The sequence below is a fragment of the Gordonia sp. NPDC003422 genome (genome assembly GCF_053588675.1).
This window is the reverse complement of sequence record NZ_JBSFQL010000001.1, coordinates 146,767-171,660: the sequence shown is the minus strand read 5'-3', so window position 1 is coordinate 171,660 and position 24,894 is coordinate 146,767. Positions and strand designations below refer to the sequence as shown.

Here is a 24,894-nt window from a genome sequence, read left to right as displayed (position 1 = left end):
GCACTGCGTGTTGAGGTGAACGCGGACCCTTTCACCGCTCCCTGAGGCGCGAGGAGCGCTAGCGACGAGCCTCGAAGGGCCTGGTGAGAGGACATTTTCAGCGCACCAGGGGCTTCGAGGCTCGCAGGCTCGCACCTCAGCCAGCGGATGGTGTCAGTCGGCGGAAGGGCAAGGCGCAGGTTGTAAAACAATCATGCGTGCTTGATTTTTCTGGCGCCCCGTGTGACGCTGGTCTCATGTCGATCGTGCAAGAGCTCGTGGCCGATCTCGAGGCGGAATCGCAGCAACTCGATGCGCTGGTCGCCGACCTCGCGCCTGAGGCGTGGGCGACGCCGACGCCGGCGGCGCGGTGGACCATCGCACACCAGATCGCGCACCTCGCCTGGACCGACGAGGCGGCTGCGCTGGCGGCGTCCGATCCTGACGCCTTCAACGAGGCCCTCGCGGCGGCGGCGCAGAATCCTGCGGGGTTTGTCGACGACGCCGCCGATGCGGGTGCCGCTGCATCCCCAGCCGAGATCCTCGACGGTTGGCGCGCGGTGCGCACCAAGCTCGCAGATCTTCTGGTCGCGGTGCCCGACGGTGTGAAGATCCCGTGGTTCGGGCCCCCGATGTCGGCGGCGTCGATGGCGACGGCACGACTCATGGAGACCTGGGCGCACGGCCTCGACGTCGCCGACGCCCTCGGTGTGACGATGCCGGCGACCGATCGGATCAAGGGGGTCGTGCACATCGGTGTTCGTACCCGCGACTACGCCTACATGGTGAACGGTCGGACGCCACCGACGGCGCCTTTCCGCTACGAGATCGTCGCGCCCTCCGGCGACGTGTGGACGTGGGGGCCCGACGACGCGACCGACGTCGTGCGCGGGCCGGCCGAAGACTTCTGTCGGCTCGTGACCCAGCGTCGGGCGCTCGCCGACCTCGACCTCACGATCACCGGTGACGACGCAATCGAATGGGCTTCGATCGCACAGTGTTTCGCCGGTCCGCCCGGGACCGGACGGCGCGCCGCCAACTCGAAGGGACATGCATGACGAACGGGCAGAGGCCATCGGTGATCCGCATCGGCAACGCATCCGGCTTCTACGGCGACCGCTTCTCGGCGATGCGGGAAATGCTCGAGGGCGGCGAACTCGACTACCTCACCGGCGATTACCTCGCCGAACTGACCATGCTGATCCTGGGGCGGGACAAGCTCAAGGACCCGTCCCTCGGCTACGCGAAAACCTTTCTGCGGCAAATGGAAGACTGCCTCGGGCTCGCGATGGACAACGGGGTGCGCATCGTCGCCAACGCGGGCGGCCTCAATCCGCACGGACTGGCGGTCGCGTTGCGCGAGCTTGCCGACAAGGTCGGCGTCGATGCAGAGGTTGCCTTCGTCGCGGGCGACGACCTGGTGAAGCGAGCCCCCGAACTCGGGCTCGGGAACCCGTTGACGGCCAACGCCTATCTGGGCGGGTTCGGGATCGCCGACGCGCTCGACGCCGGCGCCGACGTCGTCGTGACCGGACGAGTGACCGACGCATCGCTCACCGTCGGACCGGCGGTCAGCGCCTTCGGTTGGGAGCCAGACGATCTCGACGCACTCGCAGGCGCCGTCGTCGCCGGCCACGTCATCGAATGCGGGGCGCAGGCCACCGGCGGAAACTATGCGTTCTTCACCGAACTCATGGATTCCGGGAAGATGGGGCGCCTCGGCTTTCCGATCGCCGAGATCGCCGCGGACGGATCGTCGGTGATCACCAAACACGAGGGAACCGGTGGTGCGGTGACCGTCGGCACGGTCACCGCCCAGCTCCTGTACGAGGTCGGAGGTCCGCGCTACCTTGGGCCGGACGTGACGACGCGCCTCGACACTGTTCACCTCGAACAGCAAGGCGAGGACCGCGTTTCCATCACCGGAGTCCGTGGTGATCCACCACCCGACACCGTCAAGGTGTCGCTGAATCATCTTGCCGGCGTGCGCAACGAGATGACGATGATCCTCACCGGTCTCGACATCGAGGCCAAGGCCGAGCTGTTCAAGGAGCAGTTCCTCGCGGCACTGCCGACCTCGCCCGCCGAGATCAGCTGGGAACTGTCCCGCCTCGATCACGCCGACGCCGAAACCGAAGAGCAGGCATCCGCGCTGTTGCGTTGTGTGGCGCGCGATCCGGATGCAAAGCAGGTCGGGCGGGCGTTCAGCGGCACGGCCGTGGAATTGGCCTTGGCCAGCTATCCGGGCTTCACGATGACCGGCCCGCCCGGAAACGGCACGCCCTACGGTGTTTTCGAGCCCGGCTACGTCGACGCCGCGTCCGTCGAACATCGGGTGGCCCGGCACGACGGCGTGGTGCAGCTCGTTGATCCAAGTCCGCTGCGCACCAAGGTTCCTGCCGACACACCCGACGAACCCGGTCTGTCGGCGACCGATTGGGGACCGGCCGCGATGCTTCCCCTCGGCAGCATCGCCGGCGCCCGCAGCGGCGACAAGGGTGGCAGTGCCAACATCGGTGTGTGGGTGCGCGATCCCGATCACTTCGACTGGCTCGACGAGACCCTCGACGTGACGTTGCTCAAGCGGTTGCTGCCGGAGGTCGCCGACCTGACGGTGCATCGCTACCGGCTGCCGAACCTGCTGGCCGTCAACTTCGTGATCGAGGAAGTGCTCGGCCGGGGCGTCGCCGAGAACGTGCGGTTCGACCCGCAGGCCAAGGGCATGGGGGAGTGGCTGCGATCGCGGCCGGTGCCGATTCCGCTGAGCTTCACAGAAACAACCGATCCCGAGACAACCGAGCAGGAGTGACGGTGCCGATCACCAGTCCGATCTGGGACACCCCCGAACGACGCGAGTTGCGGTCCACCGTAAGGGGATTCGTCGAACGACATGTACTGCCACACCAGGACGACTGGGAGCGGGACGGGCTGCTGCCGCGTGACCTGCATCGTGAGGCCGCCAAGCTGGGTCTGTTCGGGCTGGGTGTGCCCGAGGAGGTCGGCGGCTCCGGCGGCGATCTCGTCGACGCCAGCATCCTGGGTGAGGAGTTCCACTATGCGGGGGCCGCAGGCGGTGTGTTCGCGTCGCTGTTCACCCACGGGATCGCGCTGCCGCACCTGATCGGTGCGGGCGATCCCGATCAGATCGACCGCTGGGTCCGGCCCACGCTGGCCGGCGAGAAAATCGGCAGCCTCGCGATCACCGAACCGGGCGGCGGCAGCGACGTCGGACATCTGCGGACCTCGGCGGTGCGCGACGGTGACCACTACGTCGTCAACGGCGCCAAGACTTACATCACCTCGGCGGTGCGTGCCGACTTCGTCGTGACCGCGGTGCGTACCGGAGGGCCGGGAGCCGGCGGCGTGTCACTGCTCGTGATCGAGAAGGACACACCGGGTTTCACTGTGACCCGAAAACTGGACAAGATGGGATGGCGTAGTTCGGACACCGCCGAACTGGCCTTTGTCGATGCCCGCGTGCCGGTGAGTAATCTCGTCGGACCGGAGAATTCAGGGTTCGCCCAAATAGCCACGGCTTTCGTGACGGAACGATCGGGCCTGGCCGTGCAGGCCTACGCCAGTGCGCAGCGCTGTCTCGACCTCACGCTCGCCTGGGCACGCGACCGGGAGACCTTCGGTAAACCGCTCATCGCACGACAGTCCGTGCAGGACACGCTCACCGAGATGGCCCGCCGCATCGACATCGCACGCACGTACACACGAGCGGTTGTCGAACGCAAGGTGACCTCCGGCGACGACCTGATCGCCGAGGTGTGCTTCGCGAAGAACACCGCCGTCGAGACCGGTGAGTGGGTGGCCGACAAGGCCGTTCAGCTGTTCGGCGGGCTGGGCTACATGACCGGCACCGAGGTCGAACGCCAATACCGGGACATGCGGATCATCGGGATCGGTGGCGGCACCACCGAGATCCTGTCCGGCCTGGCCGCCAAGCGATTGGGTTACCAACGATGACGGCGCTCAAGTCCACGCTCGACCCGGCGTCCCCCGAGTATGGCGCGGCCGCACAGACCATGCGCGACAAGCTCGCCGACCTGCAGACCGAGTTCGACAAGGCGCTCGCCGGCGGTGGTGAAAAGTACGTCGCCCGACACCGCAAGCGCGGCAAGATGACCGCACGCGAACGGATCGAGTTGCTCGTCGACGAGGATTCGGCGTTCCTGGAACTGTGTCCGCTCGCCGCCTACGGCTCCGACTTCCAGGTCGGGGCGTCGGTGGTGACCGGGATCGGCGTCGTCGAAGGCGTCGAATGTGTCATCGTCGCCAACGACCCCACCGTCAAGGGCGGTACGTCGAATCCATGGACGCTGCGGAAGATCCTTCGCTGCAACGACATCGCACTCCAGAACCGGCTGCCGGTGGTGTCGCTGGTGGAATCCGGCGGTGCCGATCTGCCGACGCAGAAGGAGGTCTTCATTCCGGGCGGCCGGATGTTCCGCGACCTCACCAGACTCTCCGCGGCCGGCATCCCCACCGTCGCACTGGTCTTCGGCAACTCCACGGCGGGTGGAGCGTACGTGCCCGGCATGAGCGATCACGTGGTGATGATCGAGAACCAGTCCAAGGTGTTCCTCGGCGGTCCACCGCTGGTGAAGATGGCCACCGGCGAGGACAGCGACGACGAATCGCTCGGTGGTGCTCAGATGCACGCTCGGCAATCGGGTCTCGCCGATTACTTTGCGGCGGACGAGCAGGACGCGATTCGGATCGGCAGAAGGGTTGTCGCCCGGCTCAATTGGCGTAAGCGTGGCACGGGTCCGGTCGCCGAGGTGATCGAACCCCGCTACGACGCCGAGGAACTGCTGGGCATCGTGCCTGCCGACCTCAAGGTGCCGTTCAACCCGCGCGACGTCATCGCGCGGATCGTCGACGACAGCGACTTCGACGAGTTCAAAGCCGAGTACGGGAGTTCGCTCTGCACGGGGTGGGCGCGGATTCACGGCTACCCGGTCGGGATCCTCGCCAACGCACAGGGCGTGCTGTTCAGTCAGGAATCGCAGAAGGCCGCCCAGTTCATCCAGCTGGCCAATCGCAGTGACACGCCACTTCTGTTCCTGCACAACACCACCGGCTACATGGTGGGCAAGGAGTACGAGCAGGGTGGCATCATCAAACACGGTTCGATGATGATCAACGCGGTGTCGAATTCGACGGTCCCGCACATCTCGGTGCTGATGGGGGCCAGCTACGGAGCCGGCCACTACGGAATGTGTGGCCGGGCGTACGATCCTCGCTTCCTGTTCGCCTGGCCGAGTGCGAAATCGGCGGTCATGGGCGCGGCGCAGCTGGCGGGCGTCATCTCGATCGTGTCCCGTGCGGCAACCGAGGCACGAGGCGGCACGGTCGACGAGTCGGCGGATGCGGCGATGCGGCAGATGATCGAAGCGCAGATCGAGGCCGAGTCGGTACCCGCGTTCCTGTCCGGAATGCTCTACGACGACGGTGTGATCGACCCGCGTGACACCAGAACCATCCTGGGACTGTGCCTTTCGGCCATCGACAGTCAAGTGACCGAGGGGACGTCGAACTTCGGCGTCTTCCGGATGTGAGGGGCGAGCGATGATCACCAGAGTTCTGGTCGCCAACCGCGGCGAGATCGCGCGCCGGGTCTTCGCGACCTGCCGCACCATGGGCATGTCGACCGTCGCCGTCTTCTCCGACCCCGATGCCGATTCACCGCACGTGCGTGCCGCCGACACCGCAGTCCGGCTGCCGGGCGCCACCTCGGCCGAAACCTATCTGCGCGGTGAGAAGGTCATCGCGGCAGCTCAGGCGGCGGGAGCTGACGCCATCCACCCCGGCTACGGATTCCTCTCCGAGAACGCGGAATTCGCGCAGGCTGTGCTCGACGCCGGCCTGACCTGGATCGGCCCGCCACCGCAGGCGATCGAGGCGATGGGTTCCAAGGTCAACGCCAAGAAGCTGATGGCCGACGCGGGAGTGCCGGTACTCGGCAACATCGATCCCGCTGCCGTCACGGCCGACGATCTGCCACTACTGATCAAGGCGTCGGCGGGTGGCGGCGGCCGCGGTATGCGCATCGTCGAAACGCTCGACGAGTTGGCCGAGCAGGTTGCCGGTGCGGCACGCGAGGCCGAGTCCGCATTCGGTGACCCGACCGTCTTCTGCGAGCCATATGTGCGCAATGGCCACCACATCGAGGTGCAGATCATGGCCGATCAGCACGGTGCGGTGTGGGCGGTCGGGGAACGGGAATGCTCGATCCAGCGTCGTCATCAGAAGGTCGTCGAAGAGGCGCCCGCGCCGCTGGTCGAGCGGGTCGGCGGGGATCTTCGTGACCGGCTGTTCGGCGCAGCCCGCGCCGCAGCGTCGGCGATCGGGTACACCGGTGCGGGCACGGTCGAGTTCCTGGCGGATGACGCCGGGCGGTTCTACTTCCTGGAGACCAACACTCGTCTGCAGGTGGAACATCCGGTCACCGAGCTGACCATCGGAACCGACCTGGTTGCGTGGCAGTTGCGCGTCGCGATGGGAGAACACCTCGACCCGACCCCGCCCGAGGCGTCGGGACACGCGATCGAGGTGCGGCTCTACGCCGAGGATCCGGCCGCCGACTGGCAGCCCCAATCGGGTACCGTGCACGCATTCGAGCTTCCTGCCGCAGCGGAATTCGGCAATCTCGATGGACCGGGCATTCGCGTCGACTCGTCGATCGCCGACGGATCGGAGATCTCGACGTACTACGACCCGATGCTGGCGAAGGTGATCTCGTGGGCGCCGACTCGCGAGCAGAGCGCGGCGCTGCTCGCGTCGGCGTTGTCCCGCGCGCGTATCCACGGGCCGGTGACGAATCGTGACATGTTGGTGAACACGTTGCGCCACGAGCGTTTTCGTGCGGGCGATACCGACACCGGTTTCATCGAGTCGATCGGTCTAGAGGTGCTCTCGGGGTCCCTGGCCGACACGACCGACGTTCGGGAAGCGGTGGTCGCCGCGGCGCTGTCCGACGCTGTGCGCAACCGTTCGGAGGCCACGGTGCAACCTGGACTGCCGAGTGGTTGGCGCAATCTGCCGTCGGGGTTCTCGATGAAGGGGTTCACCGTCGGCGTAGACGAGGTCGACGTTCGATATCGATTCTCGCGCAACGGTGTCGAGCTTCCCGACGATCCGGATCTGGAGGTCGTCGCAGTCGGTGTCGCCGAGGTGACTCTGACGAGGTCCGGTGTGCAGCGGACTCTTGCCGTTGCCCGTTACGACGAGACCGTGTACGTCGACGGACCGTCGTCGTCGGTGACACTGCGGCGTCGACCGCGCTTCGTCGATCCCGCGGCACTGCAGCGGCCGGGTTCGCTCCTCGCTCCGATGCCGGGTTCGGTGATCCGTGTGGCGGTGGCCGAGGGTGACCGAGTGAGCGCCGGTCAGCCGCTGATCTGGCTGGAGGCAATGAAGATGGAACACACGGTGTCGGCGCCGGCCGACGGTGTGGTGACCACGGTGCAGGTCAGCGCCGGACAGCAACTGGCACTGGGCGATGTCCTTGCCGTCATTTCCGATCCTGAGGAGGAAACCGTCTCATGACATCTGTGGACAATCCGTTCGTCGAGAGTCCGGAACGCGCCGATCTGCGGGCGTCGGTGGCCGCGTTCGCCGCCAAGTACGGGCAGGAGTACTTCCGGGAGTGTGCCCGCGAGGGACGCAAGACCGACGAGATGTGGATCGAGGCAGGCAAACTCGGCTTCATCGGAGTCAACCTCCCCGAGGAATACGGCGGGGGTGGTGCGGGCATGTACGAGCTTGCCATCGTCATGGAGGAGATCGCGGCCGCAGGCACCGGGCTGCTGATGCTGGTCGTCTCACCGGCCATCTGTGGCAACATCATCGCTCGCTTCGGCACCGATGAGCAGAAGCAGCAGTGGATTCCGGGACTCGCCGACGGCACCATCACCATGGCATTCGGTATCACCGAGCCCGACGCGGGGTCGAACTCCCACCAGATCACCACCACTGCCCGCCGCGACGGCGACGACTGGATTCTCAACGGGCAGAAGGTGTTCATCTCCGGTGTCGACCAAGCACAGGCGGTTCTGATCGTCGCCCGCACCGAGGACGCCAAGACCGGAAAACTCAAGCCCGCGTTGTTCATCCTTCCCACCGACACGCCGGGCTTCCACTACACGATGATCGACATGGAGCTGCAGAATCCGGAGAAGCAGTTCCAACTGTTCCTCGACGACGTCCGGCTTCCTGGCGACGCCCTCGTCGGGTCCGAGGACGCCGCGCTGAGCCAGCTGTTCGCGGGCCTGAATCCCGAGCGGATCATGGCAGCGGCCTCGGCCGTGGGGATGGGGCGATTCGCCCTCGACAAGGCCGTCGACTATGTGAACAACCGCACGGTGTGGAAGACCCCGATCGGCGCGCATCAGGCGATTGCTCATCCCCTCGCCGAAGGCAAGGTGCAGATCGAGATGGCCAAGCTGATGATGCAGAAGGCCGCGACCATGTACGACGCCGGAGACGACTGGGGTGCGGCGGAACCCGCCAACATGGCGAAATACGCTGCGGCAGAAGCGTGTGTGAAGATCGTCGACCAGGCTGTGCACTCCATGGGTGGCAATGGCTTGACGAGCGAGTACGGCTTGGCGCCGATGCTGAGTCTGGCGCGGATCGCCCGGATCGCGCCGGTCAGTCGTGAGATGGTGCTGAACTTCGTGGCGCAGACCAGCCTTGGTTTGCCCAAGTCGTACTGAGAGGGTGCCGTGACTGAACTGGTGCACAGCGCCGTCGACAACGGTGTCCTGACCCTCACGTTGGATTCGCCGAAGAACCGTAATGCGCTGGGCGAAACCTTGGTGGCTCAACTACTCGCCGGGCTGCACGGAGCGGAATCGGATACGTCGGTGCGTTCGGTGGTGCTGACCCACACCGGTGGAACCTTCTGCGCCGGCGCAGATCTGAGTGAGGCGTTGACCAAGGGGGTGTCGGTCGAGGAAGCGTCGTCGATCGGTACGAGCGCGATGCTCGACCTCATGCGGACCATCATGGAGCTGCCGAAACCGGTCATCGCCAAGGTCAATGGTCATGTGCGGGCGGGTGGGCTGGGCCTGCTGGGGGCAAGTGACATGGCGTTCGGAGGGCCAGATTGCACGTTTGCGCTGACCGAATCTCGACTTGGTTTGGCGCCATCGGTGATCTCGTTGACGTTGCTGCCCAAGCTCACCGCGCGGGCGAGCGGACGGTACTTCCTGACCGGCGAGACCTTCGATCCGGCCACCGCCGTCGCCGTCGGACTGCTGACCGAGACTACCGACAGCGCAGCGGGTTTGGACGACCTGGTGGCAGCGGTCCTGACCGGTGTGCGAAAGGCGTCGCCGCAGGGGCTTGCAGCGTCGAAGGCGTTGACGACAGCCGGTCACCTCGCCGACTTCACCCGATATGCGCGTCAGCGCGCGGGCGAGTCGGCGGAGTTGTTCGCCTCACCTGAGGCGCGGGAAGGGATGACGGCGTTCCTCTCCAAGACGCGGCCGAGTTGGGATCTCAGCTCATCGTGACCGCCGCGTCGCAACGAACCCCGCAGCAGGAACGCTCGCGTCTGACGCGTGAGCGTCTGCTGGCCTCGACCATCGACGTGCTCGCGTCCGAGGGGTGGGCCGCGGCGACGGTCGCCGCGGTGGCCGAACGCGCCGGGGTCTCCAGAGGCGCTGCGCAGCACCACTTCCCGACCCGGGAATCGTTGATCACCGCCGTCCTGGAACAGATCTTCGACGACATGGCCCAGGCCGCGACAACCCTCGTCGACATCGTGCCCGACGACCTCGACGAGCGTGCACGGATGGCCGTCGACCGTGCGGTCGCCATCTACACCGGCACCGAATTCAAGGCGTCGCTACAGGTGTGGGCCGCCGCGGCGTCGGACGCGACATTGCGCGAACTGATCCTCCCGATGGAGGCGAGGTTCGCACGGGCCGCGCACCGCATGGTGATGAGCGCTCTGGGCGCGGCACCCGACGATGCGAATGCGCGTCGACTGGTTCAGGCCACCCTGGACTTGGCGCGCGGGCTGGGCCTCGCGGACACCTTGTCGGATGATTCCGCGCGACGAGCACAGGTTGTCGACACGTGGTCGGCGATGATGGCGTTGGGCCTGCGGTCAGTGTGACTGGTTCCTGGAAGATTGAACGCGAGGGCCGAGTGTGTGCTGGCTGTTTCTGGTGGTTGAGTAGGTCGAGGCGCTAGCCGAGGCCGTATCGAAACCCGGTGAGATATCCATGTCCGCAACCACTTTGGTTGCGGACATGAGCTTCTTGCGAGGTTTCGATACGCGTCGGGCTCGCAGGCTCGCTCGTCGCTACTCAACCAGCGGGTGGGGCGGGCTCGCAGGCTCGCTCGTCGCTACTCAACCAGCGGGTGGGTCGGGCTCGTCGCTACTCGACCAGCAGATGAGGTGCGCCACCATGGAACCGGCCCCGGACGCGGCGGGGGTTCCGCGTCCGGGGCCGGGGTCATGGCGACAGCTCAGCTGTCGTGGATGATCACACCGCGAATGTTCTTGCCGTCGCGCAGATCCTGGTAGCCCTCGTTGACCTGGTCGAGGGTGTAGGTCTGGGTGATCAGCTCGTCGAGCTTGAGTTGGCCTGCGTCGTAGAGTCGCAGGAGCCGGACGATGTCGTATTGCGGGTTGGCCGAACCGAACAGCGACCCCTTGATGGTCTTCTGATTGAGGGTGAGGTCGGTGCCGGAGACGTGCACGGTCAGCTTGGTCGGATCGGCGAGGCCGGTGATGACCACCACGCCGCCCTTGCCGACGACGGCGGTCGCGTTCTGCACGACCTCCTCGTCGACGGTGCCCACCAGGATGAGTGCTTGGTCGGCGCCCTGTCCCCAGGTGAGTTCGTTGACCTTCTCGGCGGCTTCCGCGGCGTTGGCGTAGGCGTGGGTCGCGCCGAACTTCAGTGCCGTATCACGCTTGAGCGCAACCGGATCGACCACGACGACGTACTTCGCGCCGGCCGACACGGCACCCTGCACCGCGTTGATGCCGAGACCGCCGATGCCGTAGATGACCACGGTGTCGCCGGCCTGCACACCGCCGGCGTACACGGAGGTGCCCCAGCCCGACGGGACGCCGCAACCGACGAGCACGGCCTTGTCCAGCGGCAGCCAATCGTCGACCTTGACCACCGAGTGCTGACTGATGGTGGCGCGCTCGGCGAAGGTGCCGAGCATGCACATCGCGCCGAAATCGTCGCTGCCGGAATGGAACCGGAAGGTCCCGTCGGGCATGGAGCCTTCGAGGATGGTGGCGCCCATGTCGCAGAGGTTCTGGCGGCCCGTCGAACAGTAGCGGCACGTGCCGCAGTTGGGGATGAAGCTGCAAACCACGTGGTCGCCGGGCTTCACCTTGGTGACGCCCGGGCCGACGGCCTCGATGATCCCGGAGCCCTCATGGCCGCCGACGATGGGGTAGCGGGGTGGGAGGTCGCCGTCGGTGAGGTGCAGATCGGAGTGGCAGAGTCCGGCCGCGGTGTACTTGATCAGTACCTCGCCCTCGCGGGGCTCGTCGAGGTCGAGCTCGACGAGTTCGAACGGCTTGCCCGGTCCGGTGAGTACGGCAGCCTTGGTGGTGAGTGACATGTGTTGTGCTCCTTTGCAGAACGGGTCAGAGGGAGATGTTGACGGCTTTTTGCTGGGTGTAGAGGTCGATCGCCGACGACCCGAGTTCGCGTCCCCAGCCGGACTGCTTGTAGCCGCCGAACGGCATGGCGGTGTCGAAGCCGTTGTACTGGTTGACCCACACCGATCCGGCCTTGATCTGGCGAGCGGTCTTGTGCGCCTTGGACAGATCCTGCGTCCAGATGCCCGCGGCGAGTCCGTAGATGGAGTCGTTGGCGGCCGCGGCGACACCGGTGTCGGCGTCGAAGGGCAGCGCGGCGACGACCGGCCCGAAGATCTCTTCGCGCACCACCGAGAAGTGCGGTTCGACGTCGACGAACACCGTCGGCTCGATGAAGAATCCCTCATCGCCCCAACGCTTGCCGCCGGTGAGGGCGCGTGCGCCGTCGGCGAGTCCGGCCGAAAGGTATCCGCTGACGCGGTCGAACTGTTCCTGACTGACCAGCGGTCCGAGCTCGGTTTCGGGGTGCAGACCCGGTCCGATCTTGGCCTGCGACGCGGCTTCTGCCACAGCGGCGGTGAAGTCGTCGAAGATGGGACGTTCGACGAAGAGCCGGGTGCCCGCGACGCAGCACTGGCCGTGATTGAACATCCACGCCGCAACCGATCCGGCGACCGCCTTCTCGAAATCCGCGTCGGCGAAGACGATGTTGGGGCTCTTGCCGCCGAGTTCGAGTGAGACCTTCTTCAGATTGCCCTTCGCCGCCTCGACGATCTTCTTGCCGACTTCGGTCGAGCCGGTGAAGGCGATCTTGTCGACGTCGTCGTGCGCGGCGAGCGCAGCGCCCGCGTCGCCGAAGCCGGTCACGATGTTGACCACGCCGGGCGGGAAGCCGGCTTCCTCGAAGATCTCACCCAGCAGCATCGCGGTCAGCGGCGTCTGCTCGGCGGGCTTGAGGATGACGGTGTTGCCGGCGGCGAGTGCCGGCGCCAGCTTGAAGGAGGCCATGAGCAGCGGGAAGTTCCACGGCACGATGAGCCCGCAGACGCCAACCGGCTCGCGCAGCGTGTACGCATGGAATTCGCCGCCTGGCACGAACGGCATCGAGACGTCCACCGTCGAACCGGTGATCTTGGTGGCCAGGCCCGCGTTGTAGCGGAAGATGTCGGCCGACCACGACACGTCGACGGCGGTGGCGATGGTGGCGGCCTTACCGTTGTCGAGGGCCTCGAGCTGGCCGAACTCCGCGGCGCGCTCAGTCAGCAGATCGCCGACGCGCCACAGGAGTCGTTCGCGCTCATTGGGTTTCATCGTCGCCCACGGTCCCTCATCGAAGGCACGTCGGGCTGCGCGGACGGCGCGGTCGATGTCTTCGGCGCCACCGTGGGCCACCGAGGTGATCGGCCGAGCGGTCGCGGGATCGATGGTCTCGAAGGTCGCGCCCGACGCGGCCGTCACCCAGTCACCCCCGATCAGCAGGGGGCGGTCGGTGGCGATGAAGTCACGGACCTTCGGGAGCAACTCGGTGGCGACGGCAGTCAAAGGAACCTCCTGGTCGAGATCGGCCGGTCGGATGTGACCTGGCTTACACATGCGATCTGACTTATTTCTGCCACCGATCGGGCGTCATGCACTGTCCAGAAACTGAACACCGGGGTGTACACCGGATTGTGTGGCGGCCTCGATTAACGACTAGTGGTACTGTTAAGAGTCGTTAGAAATGATGTCGTGAGGTGATCGCATGTCCGTCGACGAGCTCGAACGGCTTCTGCGAGATCGGTTTGATCTGGGTCGCGCCGATCTCGTTGCTGCGCTCAAGACGCTCCCGCCGCAACGGCCGGGGGCGGCGCGATTGACCGAGAACGAAGCTGCGCTGCTCGACGACCACGGTTTCACCGAGAACGCCGAGGCGTACGCGGAGGCCGCAGCCGACGCCATCGCGCAGATGGGGCGTCTGCTCAGCACGGCCTACTCGTCGCGCGACGTGGCGCAGGGGTTGGGTGTCTCCGACTCTCGGGTTCGACAGCGCCGCCTCGATCACAGTCTGTGGGCGATCTTGGACGGTCGCCGGTGGGTCTATCCGGCTGCGCAGTTCGACGACACCCGCGAAGGGATCGGGCTCACGCAGGTCGGTGGTCTCGAACGCGTGCTGCCATTCCTGTTGGCGCAGGACGTTCACCCGTTGTCGGTTGCGGGATTCTTGGCGACGCCGCAGGCTGACCTCGCTATCGACGGGCAGCTGCACTCTGTCCGGAACTGGTTGCTGCGCGGCGGTCTTGTCGATCCGGTGCTGCGTCTCGTCGAAGCGGGTGACTGGGCAGCTTCATGACGGCAGACTCGATGCTGCCCGAGCCGCCGTCGCCGGAAGCTCTGCGTACCTTGGGATGCCGTGACGACGAGTCACGAGTGATCCCGATCGAACAGGTGTGGTGGCGAGTGCACAAGACCATCGGTGATCACGTTCTGGCATGGAACGCGATGCGCACCTACGGTCCGCTGTTGCGGTTCGATCCGCATTCGCTCCCGGTCGGTGAGGACCCGAGCGGGAGAAGCGTGTGGTACGGCGCAAGCTCACCCGACGCCGCGTTGGCTGAATCCTTCCAATTCAATCGAACCATCGACCGCCAATTGGGGCGACCGTACCTGACCGGGCTCAGCTTCATCAGGCCACTGAGAGTCCTGGATGTGGCTGCCGACAGCACCGGCGCATGGGTGACACGTGTGGGCGGTACATACGCCATATCGACTGGTGCCCATGGCATCACCCAGCGCTGGGCCCAGAACATCGCAGAGGCATTCCCGCACATCGACGGACTGCGATACAACAGCCGGTTTGCGGGCGCGCCGTGCCTGGCCCTGTTTGCGTCCGCCGCCACCGCAATGCCCGACCGGCCGCAGCTTTCCTTGCCTCTGTCGCACCCCGATCTCGCCGGCCGCATCGCCGGAGCTGCCTGGCGACTTGGCTATTCGGTTGTCTGAGCTAGTGTCGCCGCGTCCCGCTTCCGCTGTATGTGTCCGTTTCCGCTGGCTGAGCCTGGACCCGTGGAAGCTCAGTGAGGGCGTGCGTCCAACAGCGCGCGCCAGCCGACCTCCGCTCCCTGAGGTGCTCGAGGCGCTAGCCGAGAGCCTCGAAGGGCTGGTGAGACAAGCTAATTGGGTAACCATGAAGCAACGGTAACCAGGCCTTCGAGGCTCCTCGCTAGCGCTCGCCGCACCTCAGGCAGCGGGATTTGGCCTCGGATTCGGGCTGAGTGTTGCGTCAGATTCCCAGCGCACGCATGCGTGCGTACAGCGTCGTCCGGCTGATACCGAGTTCCCGGGCGGCGTGCACTTTGTTGCGTCCGGCGCGGTCGAGCGCGTCGATGATGGCCTGGCGTTCGGCCTGTTCGCGGCCCGAGAGATGTGCCGCCCGACTGGTCGTCCGGTAGCGCTCGGGCAGCGCCGCGACGTCGACGACGCGTGTGTTGCGGTTCCGGCAATCCTGCGCGGCGTGCTCGAGAACCGACCACAGTTCGCTGAGATTTCCCGGCCATTCCTGCGAGAGCAGGGCGTCGGTGGCCGGCGTCGAGAGCCGGAGGTCGGCGTCGATGGAGGACAGGATCGACGTGGCGATCGCGGCGAGTTCGGCGGTGCGTTGGCGTAGCGGCGCAAGGTCGACGCGAGAAGTGCAGCGGCTCAACAGAGCCGACACCGCTGCCCCGGCGCCGGGGCCGCTCACCAGGATCAGCGGATGATGGGCATCGGCGGTCGCGGCTGCTCTGGTCAGGAGTGACACGGTCTTGTCGTCGAGAAGGTCGACACCGTCGACGATGAGCGGTCGGTTGTCGCGACGGCTCGCGGCGAGCATGCCGATCACGTCTGGCTTCTCGCCACCGATCAGCGCGTCGGCGACGTCGAGAATGATTGGGGTGGAACCATATTCGTCGGCAACTGAGAGGGCACGCGTGCTCCGGCCGGTTCCCGGCTCACCGACCACGGCGATGCTTGCTCCGCTGGATTGAGGTTGCGTGCCGGCGAACGTGAGCGCCGGTCGATCCGCCGGCGAGATCGTCCGGAACCGGAACAGCGCGGCGCCCTCGGCGCCTGCGATCGGCTCGACCACGACGTCGGTCTCGACGCCCGACGCCAGGGTCATCCGCAGGTTGGTGATGCCCAGAGTGGGATCGGCGGCGAGGGTTTGCAGCGTGCCGATATCGGTGGGCGACAACAGTTCTGCGGCGAGGGCGTTGGTCAGTTGGAGGTCGTCACCAAGGGCGGCGACCGCGATGTCGCGTCGGGGTGCGGCCCGCTGGAAGGCGTCGAGGACGCAGCGTTGGTGGGCGCGGGAGCGGTCGAGGAGGCGGTCGGCGATGTCGGACACGATGCCGGTGACGAACGGGACCGACAGCGGGTTGATGCGGTCGGCGATCTCCGTCATGCACAGGATGCCCGCGAGGCGGCGCGTCGCCGGGTGGACGATGGGCTGCCCGAAGCAGCTGAGGTGTTTGAACTGATCGAGGTAGTGTTCGGCGCCGTTCACGGTGACCTGCCCGCGCACCTCCGCCGGCGTGCCGAGCGCGGTGGTCCCGACCGATTCCTCGCCGAATGGGATGCCCGGTGATGCGCCGAGGTCGTCGAGGGCGCGCTCGACGGTGCTCCCGAACGCGACGCGCGTGACCATGCGGCACTCGTGGTCGACGAGCAGCAGCGACATGTTGGTCTCGGCGAGCTGAGGCGCGGCGGCGTCGAGGACTGGCCGTGCCGCGTCGAGCAGGGGATCGGCGGAGGCAATGTCGACGGTGGTCGTGGGCGGTGCGGCGTCGGGCCGGACACCGGACAGCTCCGATCGACGCCACGAGTGCGCGATCATCGCGCGCTGTGGAGGGCGGTCGGGGCGGATGGATGTGTCGATGGTCACACACCCTGGCACAGATTCGGTGCGGGGGGAAGGGCGGGGTCAGGATCAATGGCGTCGCTGAAAGGGGTCAGGTCGGCGCAGGAGAGCTGTCGGTGTGCTCATGCTCGTCGGGTGGCTGCGAGAGCAGTTGTGTCAGAAGCTCGTTGGTGACTCGATTGAGCGCAGACCGAGTGGCGGCATCTGCCAGTGCACGCAGTCGGACGAGTGAGAGGGTCACGTCGGCGACACGTTCGTCGCTGTCGGGATGTGCGCTGTCGGGATGTGCCCTGTCGGGATGTGTGCTGTCGGGATGTGTGCTGTCGGGATCAGGGCCAGATTGGGCGAGTGCGTCGGCGGCGTCGGTCAGTGCGGTGCTCAACGCGTCGAAGGCCGGTGCGACCTTCTCGACGGTGTCGAGCACGGCGGACACGGGACGTGCCTCGGTGGCCAGGGCGAGGATGGCCTCGACGACGGCGGGCTCGTTCACCGTGACGTCCCCGCGCCCGATGGTGATGAGTCCGAGCCGGGCCAGCCGACGGGCCGCGTCGCCATCTACGCCGTCAGTTGCGAGATCGGACAGGGTGGTGTGGGGATTCTGGGCCACCGGCTCGGAGAACTCGGCCTCGAGTCCGAGGATGTCGGAGATCTGGCGGCCACTCTGGTGGGCGCTGAGCAACTCGTCGATGTGGGCGATCTGGTAGCCCCGCGAGAGCATCGAGCTGATCAGTGAAAGCCGGGTGACGTGGGCATCCGAATAGAGCGTCACCCGTCCCACGCGGTGTGGGGCGGGGAGGAGTCCGCGCTCGCGGTAGGCACGGATGTTGCGGGTGGTGACGCCGGTGATGCGCGCGAGGTCGTCGATGCGGTACCTCTCCGACCGCGAGTGTCCCAATGTCTGCCGGGTCGCATTGGTGACCAGCTTGGTCACGGAGGATTCGAGTTCTCGGGACTGTTTGCCGACATACGCAGGCGCCCCTGACAGCTGATCGATGATCGCGGCCAGCTGTTTCAGTCGTTGCGGCGTCGTTCGTGCCATTCCTTGGGTGCTCCCGACCTGTGCCTGGTGTGCCGATAAGCGTACTTCCGAAATCACCCACGGCGAAATGCGCCATTGACAACTGGCACGTTTTTGGATGACACTCAGGCGGTGGCTCAGAACACACTCAGGTCCAAGGCGGTGGCCGAGGTCGCCCGCCACACATTGCGCCCGTTCGCCGAGATTCTGCCGGCCGGCGCTGTACAGGTGAGCATCTCGCGCGCTCTGGTCGCCGCGGCCATGCTCGTTGGTTGCCCACCGCCGCACCGCGTCCGCGTGGACCGGCTCAACACGGGGAGTTTTCGGGGCGAGTGGGTCTTCCCTCCCGGATCAGAGGACTCTCGCCGCATCATTCTCTACGTCCATGGCAGTGGATACGCCATCTGCTCCGCACGAACGCATCGCGGGTTGGTCGCCAGGTTGACCCATCTCACCGGGATGCCGGCCTTCACCGTGGACTATCGGCTCGCACCCGAGCATCCGTTCCCGGCCGCTGCCGACGACGTCGAGGCGGCGTACGGCTGGCTTCAGGACATCGGCTACCGCCCCGAGAACATCACCGTGACAGGTGATTCCGCGGGTGGTCACCTGATCCTCGACCTGCTGGCCGAGAACGCCCGCCGCGGGCGTCCGCAGCCGCGGGCGGTGTTCCTCATGTCGCCACTGCTCGATCTGTCCCTGAAACTGGCGCGGCGGCGTGAGCGCACCGGACGACCCGACCCGCTGATCTCAGCGCGTGCCGCGCGACGTCTCGTCGGGCACTACACCAAGGGGCAGCCGGATGACCTGCCGCGCATCAAGATTGCCTTCGATCAGGCTGCGACGAAGGGGGACGGATCACATGACCTGGATCGGTTGCCGCCAACGCTCATTCAGGTAGGTGGTTCCGAGATGCTCTGTGCCGACGCCGAATCGGCCCAGGCCCTGCTTCAGGATGCCGGAGCGACGTGTGACCTGCAGGTGTGGCCAGGTCAGATACACGTCTTCCAAGCTCTGCCCACGCTGATACCCGAGGCCGGCGACGCGCTGGCCGCGGCAGCCGAGTTCATTCGGACGGCAGAAATGGTGCCGTCCGGTAAGAGGCCGAGTGCGACGAGAGGACCGCTCGAGGCGCTCACCGCGGAAGCAGCAGGATGAGCAGCCGACGAACTCGCAGGGCACGGGCAGTGGTCACCGGTGCCGGGAGTGGGATCGGACGGGCATTCGCCGTCGAAATCGCCCGTCGTGGTGGACAAGTCCTCTGTGCCGACATCGACCAGGATCGCGCACATGCGACCGTGGAGATCATCGAACGCGCCGATCGTGGGCGAGCGTCGGCGTACTTCTGCGACGTCTCTCAAGTCGACGACATGCGTGCGCTCGCTGATCGGGCCCGCGAGTACTTCTCGGGTCCGACAAGCTTGATGATCAACAACGCCGGCGTCGGCATCGGCGGACGAGCGGTGGGCTCCATCGGAATCGATGACTGGGAATGGGCGTTGGGCATCAACCTTCGCGGCATGATCTACGGCTCAGAGCTCTTTCTGCCGCAACTCCAGGAGTCCGGCACCGGTGGTCTCATCAACGTTGCGTCCGCTGCTGCCTTCTCCGCCGCACCCGGGATGGGTGCCTACAACGTGGCAAAGGCAGGCGTACTGGCGCTTTCGGAGACCATGGCCGCGGAGCTGGCCGGTAGCGATGTCGCAGTGACGGTGCTGTGTCCGACGTTCGTGCGCACCAACGTGGCAGCTGACGGCAGGATCACCGCCGACGCGATGAAACTGGCCCAGACCCTGATGCGGATCACCGGCCGATCGGCCGATCAGGTGGCCCGGCAAACCCTCGACGCCAACGACCGTGGCCGCCTTTATGTGCTGCCACAACTCGACGCCAGGATCATCTGGCTGGCAAAGCGTTTGCTGCCGCGGACCTACGTAGTGGGCGCGGGCCTCTTGGGCCGCGCATTGCCGACGGTGGAGCCACCGGCGCAACCGGTCGTCGACGAAAGCTTTGTACCGGAATACGACATGAGAGGAATCTGACATGCCCATCGTGCTCGAGGACATGCTGCACACCATCAAGGACCGACAGTGGGCGTTGGCTGACATCGACTGGGACGCACCCGGGGCCGAGCTGATCTCGGAGGAACAGAAGCCCAAACTCAAGGCGTTCATGGCCGATCTCGTCTGGATCGAGAACGTCGGTGCGCGCGGATTCGCTGCGCTGGCGAAGAAGGCCCCCGACGACACACTCGCCGAGATCTACCGGTACTTCCATGCGGAGGAACAGAAGCACGCGAACGCGGAACTCGCCCTCATGCGTCGATGGGGCATGCTCACCGACGATGAGGTGCCCGAACCCAATATCAACATCCGTCTTGCCATCGAGTGGCTCGATGCCTTTGCCGACCGCATGTCGCTGTCGGTGTTGGGCACGGTGATCCCGATGCTCGAAGTGGCCCTCGACGGTGCACTCCTGAAGTTTCTTCTCGAGGAAGTGAAGGATCCGGTGTGCCATGAGGTGTTCCGCAAGATCAACTCCGACGAATCCCGACATCTCGCAGTCGATTTCCACGCTCTCGACATGATCGGCAATGCGAGGTTGCGAAAGCTGATCATCGAGGCCGTCGGGACCGTCGCGTCGCCGGCGGTCATCATCGGCGCACTCATGTATGTGCCACTGCTGAACAAGATGCGCGACAACATCGTCGCCATGGGTCTGCGTGAAGAACGTCTCTACGATGCGATGAAGCGATTCAAGAAGAACGGCGAACGTGGCAACGGAACCCGACTGATCACCTATCAGGTGCTGAAGTATCACGCAGGATGGGTTATCAACCGCGACAACCCATATCACTACTTCGCCGACGCCATGGTGCGCATCACCGACCACTATCCTCGATTCCTGCTCCGCCCGCAGCCGACGTGGTCGAAGGAACTGACCTACGAGCCGGTCGCATGAGCGCGGTGGACGACGCGGCGGTTGAATCAGAAGTCGACGATTCGGTCGATCTCACCGTCGACGCGGCCACGGTGATCGTCGGCGCAGGTTTCGCCGGCATCGGTACCGCCATCCGCCTGATCCAGCAGGGTGATCGTGACTTCGTCATCCTCGAACGGGATGTGCGGCCCGGCGGGACGTGGCGCGACAACACTTATCCGGGTGCCGCCTGCGACATCCCGTCGCGGCTGTACTCGTACTCATTTGCGCCCAATCCTGATTGGTCGCACTCCTATTCGGGTAGCCGCGAGATCCTGGCCTACATCGATCGGATGGTCGCCGATTACGATCTCGCGCGCCACATTCGGTACTCGCACCTGGTCGTCGGCATGGAACTCGACGAGTCGTCGGGAACCTGGCGCGTCGACCTGGCCGACCGACCCTCCCTCGAGACCCGCGCTGTGGTGGTCGCCTCGGGTCCGCTGTCCACACCGGGCTACCCGCAGATCGAGGGTATCGATCGGTTCGGCGGCCACAAGATGCATTCGGCGGCATGGGATCACGACTACGACTTCGCCGGAAAGAAGGTCGGCGTGATCGGTACCGGGGCATCGGCGGTCCAGATCATCCCCGAACTGGTCCGCGGGGGCGCACAGGTCACGGTGTTCCAGCGGACGCCGGGCTGGGTCCTGCCACGACTCAACCGTCGGATCTCCTCGCTCGCGCGGGGCGTGTACCGGAACGTGCCCGGCACACAGAGCGCTGCGCGCTCTCTCTGGTTCTGGGGGCACGAGTCGGTTGCCGTGGGCGCCGTCTGGAACTCGCCGTTCACCCGTGTGATCGAAGGGGTGTCCAAGGCCAATCTGCTTGCACAGGTGCGTGATCCGTGGATGAGGAGGCAACTGACTCCGGATTTTCGAGCGGGATGTAAGCGTCTGCTCATGAGTAGTGACTATTATCCGGCGCTCCAAGCCGACAACTGCACGTTGGTCACCTGGCCGATCGCTCGCATCTGCGACAAGGGCGTGCGCACGGTCGAAGGTATCGAGCGCAGATTCGACTGCCTGGTCTTCGCAACGGGATTCGAGGTGTCCAAGCAGGGTACGCCGATCCCGATCCGTGGCCGAGACGGCCGCGATCTGGGTGAGGAATGGTCCCAAGGTGCGTATGCGTACCGCAGTTTCGCAGTGGCCGGCTACCCGAACATGTACTTCACCTTCGGGCCGAACTCCGGTCCTGGCCACAACTCTGCACTGGTGTACATGGAGGCCCAGATCGATGCGATCGTCACGGCGATCACGACAATTCGAGACAACGATCTCGCACTTCTCGACGTGCACCGGCCCGCCCAGGATCGCTACAACGAGTCGATACAGCGCAGGCTGGCCCGAACAACCTGGAACTCTGGTTGTCGCAGTTGGTATCTGACCGACAGCGGGTTCAACGCCACCATGTACCCGGGGTTCGCGAGCCAGTACATCCATCAGATGCGTACCGTCGATTTCACCCGCGATTTCCGTGCGGTGGCGCGGGAGTCGGTGATCGCGCGCCCAGCCAGTAGACGCCGAACGCCATCAGCGCCATCCCGGCGAACACCACGATGAGCGACAGCGTCATCGACAGATAGCCCTGGCCGCGAGGATCGATGAACGGGTACGGGTACCAGTCGACGAACGGTCCGCGGATCAGGGTGTACACGCCGTAGACGAGGGGAAGGGCCAGCCAGGTGAGCCAACTGCGGTCGGGCAGGAAACGTGGGCGGAAGACGATCCAGTCCACGAGCAGGACGATCGGCATCGTCCGGTGCAGTACACCGTTGATCCATTCGATGTTCAGGTTCACGTCGACGTTGGCGAGCAGAAGTGCGTAGACGATGCCGGTGATCACCATCGCCGTCGTGACCGCACCACGCAACCATTGCCATCCGGCACCGGCGGGCGCGGCGATGGCGCCGACCAGCAGAACGATGACCGCGGCGACGTTGCTCAGGATGGTGAAGTAGCTGAAGTAGTCGGCGAGGGTGAATCCCGGGCTGTCCCAGCTCTCGATCGGCAACAAGATGAGCGCCGTCAGTCCCAGTGCCGCGAAGCCCAGCCGAAGGACACGGGCCCACCAGGTCTGCGAGCGATCGACGGACAGGGGCGCTGCAGGCGTGGGTGCGGCCATGTCGCGGTCTACTTGGCCGTCGCCTTCACCGCCATGACAACTGTCCCCTTGCACGGCCCGCTGTCGATGACGGTCCGCCATGAGCCGGTCTTGGTCCCGTCACGTCGCGGGGTGTACCAGGCGACGGAGTGCGCGGGCGCCCACACCTTGGGTTTGCCGGCACCCATGTAGCAATCCCACTGCCAGTCGAAGCGTTCGACCCAGCTGACCCCGTCCCAGGTGTACCGGGGTGGGCGGGGGATGGTCGGATTCTGCGCTTGCGGGCCACCGACCACCGTCGCGACGCATCGGCCGCCACTGCACTGGGTGGCGAAGGTGTAGACGTTGGAGAAATCCGGTTCACGTTGTCGAGCCGCGAGGCTGGTGCCGGTCTTCGACGCGGCATAGCGAGTCAGTGTCCACTGGCCGTTCCAGGTGGGCGCGGCCGCCGCAGGTCCGGAAGTGACCGCGAACCCGGTCGTGGCCAAAGCGAGGGCGAAGAGGATGACGGCGTACTTGCGCATGGTGTCAGTACATTGCGATCGGTCGTCGACCGCAGCAAGTTCGCTCAGGCGACCCGATTACGCTCGGTGGCATGCGTGTGGCGACCTGGAATGTGAATTCGGTGAAGCAGCGGATCCCGCGGTTGCTGCCCTGGCTCGACGAACGACAACCCGACGTCGTATGCCTGCAGGAGACCAAGCTGTCCGACGATGCGTTTCACGAGGTGCTCGGCACCGACCTCGCCGACCGTGGTTACGCCATCGCCCACCACGGCCAGGGTCAGTGGAATGGGGTGGCACTGCTGTCGCGGGTGGGGCTCGACGACGTGCAGAACGGTTTCGACGCGATGCCCGGTTACCCGGACCCGGACACGCTCGAGGCCAGGGCGGTCTCCGCAGTGTGCGGCGGCCTCCGCGTCTACTCGCTCTACGTCCCCAATGGCCGGGTGCCCGACTCCGACCACTACACCTACAAACTGGACTGGCTCGCGGCGCTGTCGCGGTCGATCGACGACCCGTCGTCGACGATGCTGTGCGGGGACATGAACATCGCCCCGACCGACGCCGATGTCTTCGACCCCGACGCGTATGTGGGCCATACGCACGTGACCGAACCCGAGCGAGCGGCGCTCGCACGGTTCGAGGTGCTCGGCCTGCACGATGTGGTGCGTGAAAGATGGCCGGATTCACGAGTCTTCAGCTACTGGGACTATCGTGCCGGAATGTTCCACAAGGATCTCGGTATGCGGATCGACCTGATTCTTGCCGGTTCGCAGGCGGCGGACCGGACCGTGGCCGCATGGGTGGATCGTAAGGCGCGCAAAGGAACCAAGCCGAGCGATCACGCACCGGTGATCGTCGACCTCGACGATGCCCCTGATGGCGATATCGGCCCGATGGTGCCGCCGCCGTCGAATCCGGCCAAGCGCGGATCGTCCAAGGTGAAGCTGCCGCAATCCACGGACTGACCTGCGGTATGTCCGTTCAGAAGGCTAAATGTTAAGGCGTACAAAGGAACCGGTTGGTCCTCTGATCGGATTAGTACGATCGAACGGTTTTCCACAGGGCGCGCTCAGCCGACGCTCAGCCTGTCATCAGTTCGTGATACGAATGCATCTCCGCGGATGGTCTGCGGGATGTCAAAGGGAGAGATTGGCTTATGAAGAAGCTGACTTGGGTCTTGGGGTTCCTTGCCTTGGCGCTGGCGGCAATCCTGGTGGTTCCGACCGGAACCGCGGGTGCGACGCCGGCCGGAAAGGTGCCGACACACAACGCGAACGCGACCATCTCGCCGAGCGGTGACACCATCACTGTCAAGCTGCGCGATGGGAAATTCGTTCCGAATCAGGCAAATACCGAGATCAAGGTCGTCGACGGGCGCGGCAACGTGACTGAGACCGTCCCGCTGATGCCGGTGTCCAACGGCAAGACCGTCCACGTGCGCGCCATTGTGTCGCAGGACGGCAAGACCGCTACGTTCCACGGGCCTGTCGCCACACCGGTTGCCAAGAAGAAGCCGGGCAAGCGGATGACCAGGGACCAGGCTTTCCAGAAGATGACCTACCAGCTCAACAAGGATTGGCCGTGTGCGGCGCCGTACATCATCGGTGGCGCCCTCATCGGGTTGTTCTTCATCGTGGGCTGGGTCATCGGTGGCGCTATCGGCGCCTACATCGGCTACACCACCTGCAACCACGGGGCCGGCTTCCGGTCAGTGGTCACCTGGTGGAACACGCCGTAGTTGTAACCTCTCACAGTGCGGTACCCGGGTCCCGGCGTGTCCTGCGCCGGGACCCGGTCTGTGTCACCAAGTGTTCACCCGCGTCGAATGGTCGACGTCATCGGT

At 65.6% G+C, this 24,894-nt stretch carries 22 protein-coding genes and 1 pseudogene; 17 read left to right on the top strand and 6 right to left on the bottom strand.

Going from position 1 to position 24,894, the window contains the following annotated elements:
• Positions 1-236 precede the first annotated feature (236 nt).
• The 8 genes from ACWDTF_RS00600 to ACWDTF_RS00565 are packed head-to-tail and all read left to right on the top strand — an operon-like array spanning position 237 to position 10,114.
• Positions 237-1,037, top strand: a complete 801-nt coding sequence (locus ACWDTF_RS00600; RefSeq protein ID WP_240860777.1) for a TIGR03084 family metal-binding protein — start codon at positions 237-239, stop codon at positions 1,035-1,037.
• Positions 1,034-2,788: an acyclic terpene utilization AtuA family protein gene (locus tag ACWDTF_RS00595; protein ID WP_355278492.1), complete on the top strand. Its 1,755-nt coding sequence runs from the start codon at positions 1,034-1,036 to the stop codon at positions 2,786-2,788. The genes ACWDTF_RS00600 and ACWDTF_RS00595 overlap by 4 nt, the downstream gene beginning before the upstream one ends.
• 2 nt (positions 2,789-2,790) lie before the next feature.
• Positions 2,791-3,951, top strand: coding sequence for an acyl-CoA dehydrogenase family protein (locus ACWDTF_RS00590; RefSeq protein ID WP_240860779.1), 1,161 nt, complete (start codon positions 2,791-2,793; stop codon positions 3,949-3,951).
• Complete coding sequence (locus ACWDTF_RS00585; protein WP_355278497.1) at positions 3,948-5,546, top strand: acyl-CoA carboxylase subunit beta; 1,599 nt, start codon at positions 3,948-3,950, stop codon at positions 5,544-5,546. The genes ACWDTF_RS00590 and ACWDTF_RS00585 overlap by 4 nt, the downstream gene beginning before the upstream one ends.
• A gap of 10 nt (positions 5,547-5,556) precedes the next feature.
• Complete coding sequence (locus tag ACWDTF_RS00580) at positions 5,557-7,536, top strand: acetyl/propionyl/methylcrotonyl-CoA carboxylase subunit alpha (RefSeq protein ID WP_355278500.1); 1,980 nt, start codon at positions 5,557-5,559, stop codon at positions 7,534-7,536.
• Positions 7,533-8,705: an acyl-CoA dehydrogenase family protein gene (locus tag ACWDTF_RS00575; RefSeq protein WP_240860783.1), complete on the top strand. Its 1,173-nt coding sequence runs from the start codon at positions 7,533-7,535 to the stop codon at positions 8,703-8,705. The genes ACWDTF_RS00580 and ACWDTF_RS00575 overlap by 4 nt, the downstream gene beginning before the upstream one ends.
• A gap of 9 nt (positions 8,706-8,714) precedes the next feature.
• Positions 8,715-9,506, top strand: coding sequence for an enoyl-CoA hydratase family protein (locus tag ACWDTF_RS00570; protein ID WP_355278503.1), 792 nt, complete (start codon positions 8,715-8,717; stop codon positions 9,504-9,506).
• On the top strand, positions 9,500-10,114 hold the full coding sequence (locus ACWDTF_RS00565; RefSeq protein WP_240860807.1) for a TetR/AcrR family transcriptional regulator: 615 nt from the start codon (positions 9,500-9,502) through the stop codon (positions 10,112-10,114). Before ACWDTF_RS00570 ends, ACWDTF_RS00565 begins: the two co-directional genes overlap by 7 nt.
• Positions 10,115-10,470: 356 nt before the next feature.
• Here ACWDTF_RS00565 and ACWDTF_RS00560 read toward each other — a convergent pair whose 3' ends face one another.
• Complete coding sequence (locus ACWDTF_RS00560; protein WP_240860787.1) at positions 10,471-11,589, bottom strand: NDMA-dependent alcohol dehydrogenase; 1,119 nt, start codon at positions 11,587-11,589, stop codon at positions 10,471-10,473.
• Positions 11,590-11,614: 25 nt separating this feature from the next.
• Positions 11,615-13,111, bottom strand: coding sequence for an aldehyde dehydrogenase family protein (locus tag ACWDTF_RS00555; protein WP_433259610.1), 1,497 nt, complete (start codon positions 13,109-13,111; stop codon positions 11,615-11,617).
• A 199-nt stretch (positions 13,112-13,310) separates the two neighbouring features.
• Here ACWDTF_RS00555 and ACWDTF_RS00550 point away from each other — a divergent pair, with 199 nt between their 5' ends.
• Complete coding sequence (locus ACWDTF_RS00550) at positions 13,311-13,898, top strand: DNA-binding protein (protein ID WP_449753836.1); 588 nt, start codon at positions 13,311-13,313, stop codon at positions 13,896-13,898.
• The gene (locus ACWDTF_RS00545; RefSeq protein ID WP_449753835.1) at positions 13,895-14,548 is read left to right on the top strand and encodes an RES family NAD+ phosphorylase; all 654 of its coding nucleotides are present in this window, start codon (positions 13,895-13,897) and stop codon (positions 14,546-14,548) included. The genes ACWDTF_RS00550 and ACWDTF_RS00545 overlap by 4 nt, the downstream gene beginning before the upstream one ends.
• A 280-nt stretch (positions 14,549-14,828) precedes the next feature.
• On the opposite strand, the gene ACWDTF_RS00540 is transcribed toward ACWDTF_RS00545, so the two are convergent.
• Positions 14,829-16,466, bottom strand: a complete 1,638-nt coding sequence (locus ACWDTF_RS00540) for a sigma-54-dependent Fis family transcriptional regulator (protein WP_374247456.1) — start codon at positions 16,464-16,466, stop codon at positions 14,829-14,831.
• Here ACWDTF_RS00540 and ACWDTF_RS00535 point away from each other — a divergent pair.
• Positions 16,451-17,146, top strand: coding sequence for a pentapeptide repeat-containing protein (locus tag ACWDTF_RS00535; protein ID WP_449753886.1), 696 nt, complete (start codon positions 16,451-16,453; stop codon positions 17,144-17,146). The two genes, ACWDTF_RS00540 and ACWDTF_RS00535, sit on opposite strands and share 16 nt — an antisense overlap.
• Here ACWDTF_RS00535 and ACWDTF_RS00530 read toward each other — a convergent pair.
• Positions 17,122-17,481: pseudogene (locus ACWDTF_RS00530) on the bottom strand (MerR family transcriptional regulator); the annotation flags it as partial. The gene ACWDTF_RS00535 and the pseudogene ACWDTF_RS00530 overlap by 25 nt on opposite strands.
• A 111-nt stretch (positions 17,482-17,592) precedes the next feature.
• On the opposite strand from ACWDTF_RS00530, the gene ACWDTF_RS00525 reads away from it, so the two are divergent.
• Genes ACWDTF_RS00525 through ACWDTF_RS00510 form a run of 4 tightly spaced genes read left to right on the top strand, consistent with a single transcriptional unit; the run spans position 17,593 to position 22,004 of the window.
• Positions 17,593-18,618 (top strand): alpha/beta hydrolase, encoded by a 1,026-nt coding sequence (locus tag ACWDTF_RS00525; RefSeq protein ID WP_355278511.1) that lies wholly within the window; start codon positions 17,593-17,595, stop codon positions 18,616-18,618.
• A complete protein-coding gene (locus ACWDTF_RS00520; protein ID WP_449753834.1) occupies positions 18,615-19,502 on the top strand; it encodes an SDR family NAD(P)-dependent oxidoreductase in 888 nt (295 codons plus the stop codon). The genes ACWDTF_RS00525 and ACWDTF_RS00520 overlap by 4 nt, the downstream gene beginning before the upstream one ends.
• A 1-nt stretch (position 19,503) precedes the next feature.
• The gene (locus tag ACWDTF_RS00515) at positions 19,504-20,421 is read left to right on the top strand and encodes a ferritin-like domain-containing protein (RefSeq protein ID WP_240862528.1); all 918 of its coding nucleotides are present in this window, start codon (positions 19,504-19,506) and stop codon (positions 20,419-20,421) included.
• Positions 20,418-22,004 (top strand): flavin-containing monooxygenase, encoded by a 1,587-nt coding sequence (locus tag ACWDTF_RS00510; RefSeq protein ID WP_355278516.1) that lies wholly within the window; start codon positions 20,418-20,420, stop codon positions 22,002-22,004. The genes ACWDTF_RS00515 and ACWDTF_RS00510 overlap by 4 nt, the downstream gene beginning before the upstream one ends.
• Here the strand turns inward: ACWDTF_RS00510 and ACWDTF_RS00505 are convergent.
• Positions 21,904-22,566 (bottom strand): Pr6Pr family membrane protein, encoded by a 663-nt coding sequence (locus tag ACWDTF_RS00505; protein WP_355278519.1) that lies wholly within the window; start codon positions 22,564-22,566, stop codon positions 21,904-21,906. The genes ACWDTF_RS00510 and ACWDTF_RS00505 overlap by 101 nt on opposite strands.
• Before the next feature lie 8 nt (positions 22,567-22,574).
• Complete coding sequence (locus ACWDTF_RS00500; protein ID WP_240862522.1) at positions 22,575-23,069, bottom strand: Rv2253 family sensor-like surface protein; 495 nt, start codon at positions 23,067-23,069, stop codon at positions 22,575-22,577.
• Positions 23,070-23,140: 71 nt separating this feature from the next.
• On the opposite strand from ACWDTF_RS00500, the gene ACWDTF_RS00495 reads away from it, so the two are divergent.
• Both ACWDTF_RS00495 and ACWDTF_RS00490 read left to right on the top strand, forming a co-directional pair.
• Entirely contained in the window at positions 23,141-24,016 is an 876-nt protein-coding gene (locus ACWDTF_RS00495; protein ID WP_355278522.1) for an exodeoxyribonuclease III, read from the top strand.
• A gap of 191 nt (positions 24,017-24,207) precedes the next feature.
• On the top strand, positions 24,208-24,789 hold the full coding sequence (locus tag ACWDTF_RS00490; protein ID WP_355278524.1) for a hypothetical protein: 582 nt from the start codon (positions 24,208-24,210) through the stop codon (positions 24,787-24,789).
• The last annotated feature ends 105 nt before the right edge of the window (positions 24,790-24,894 follow it).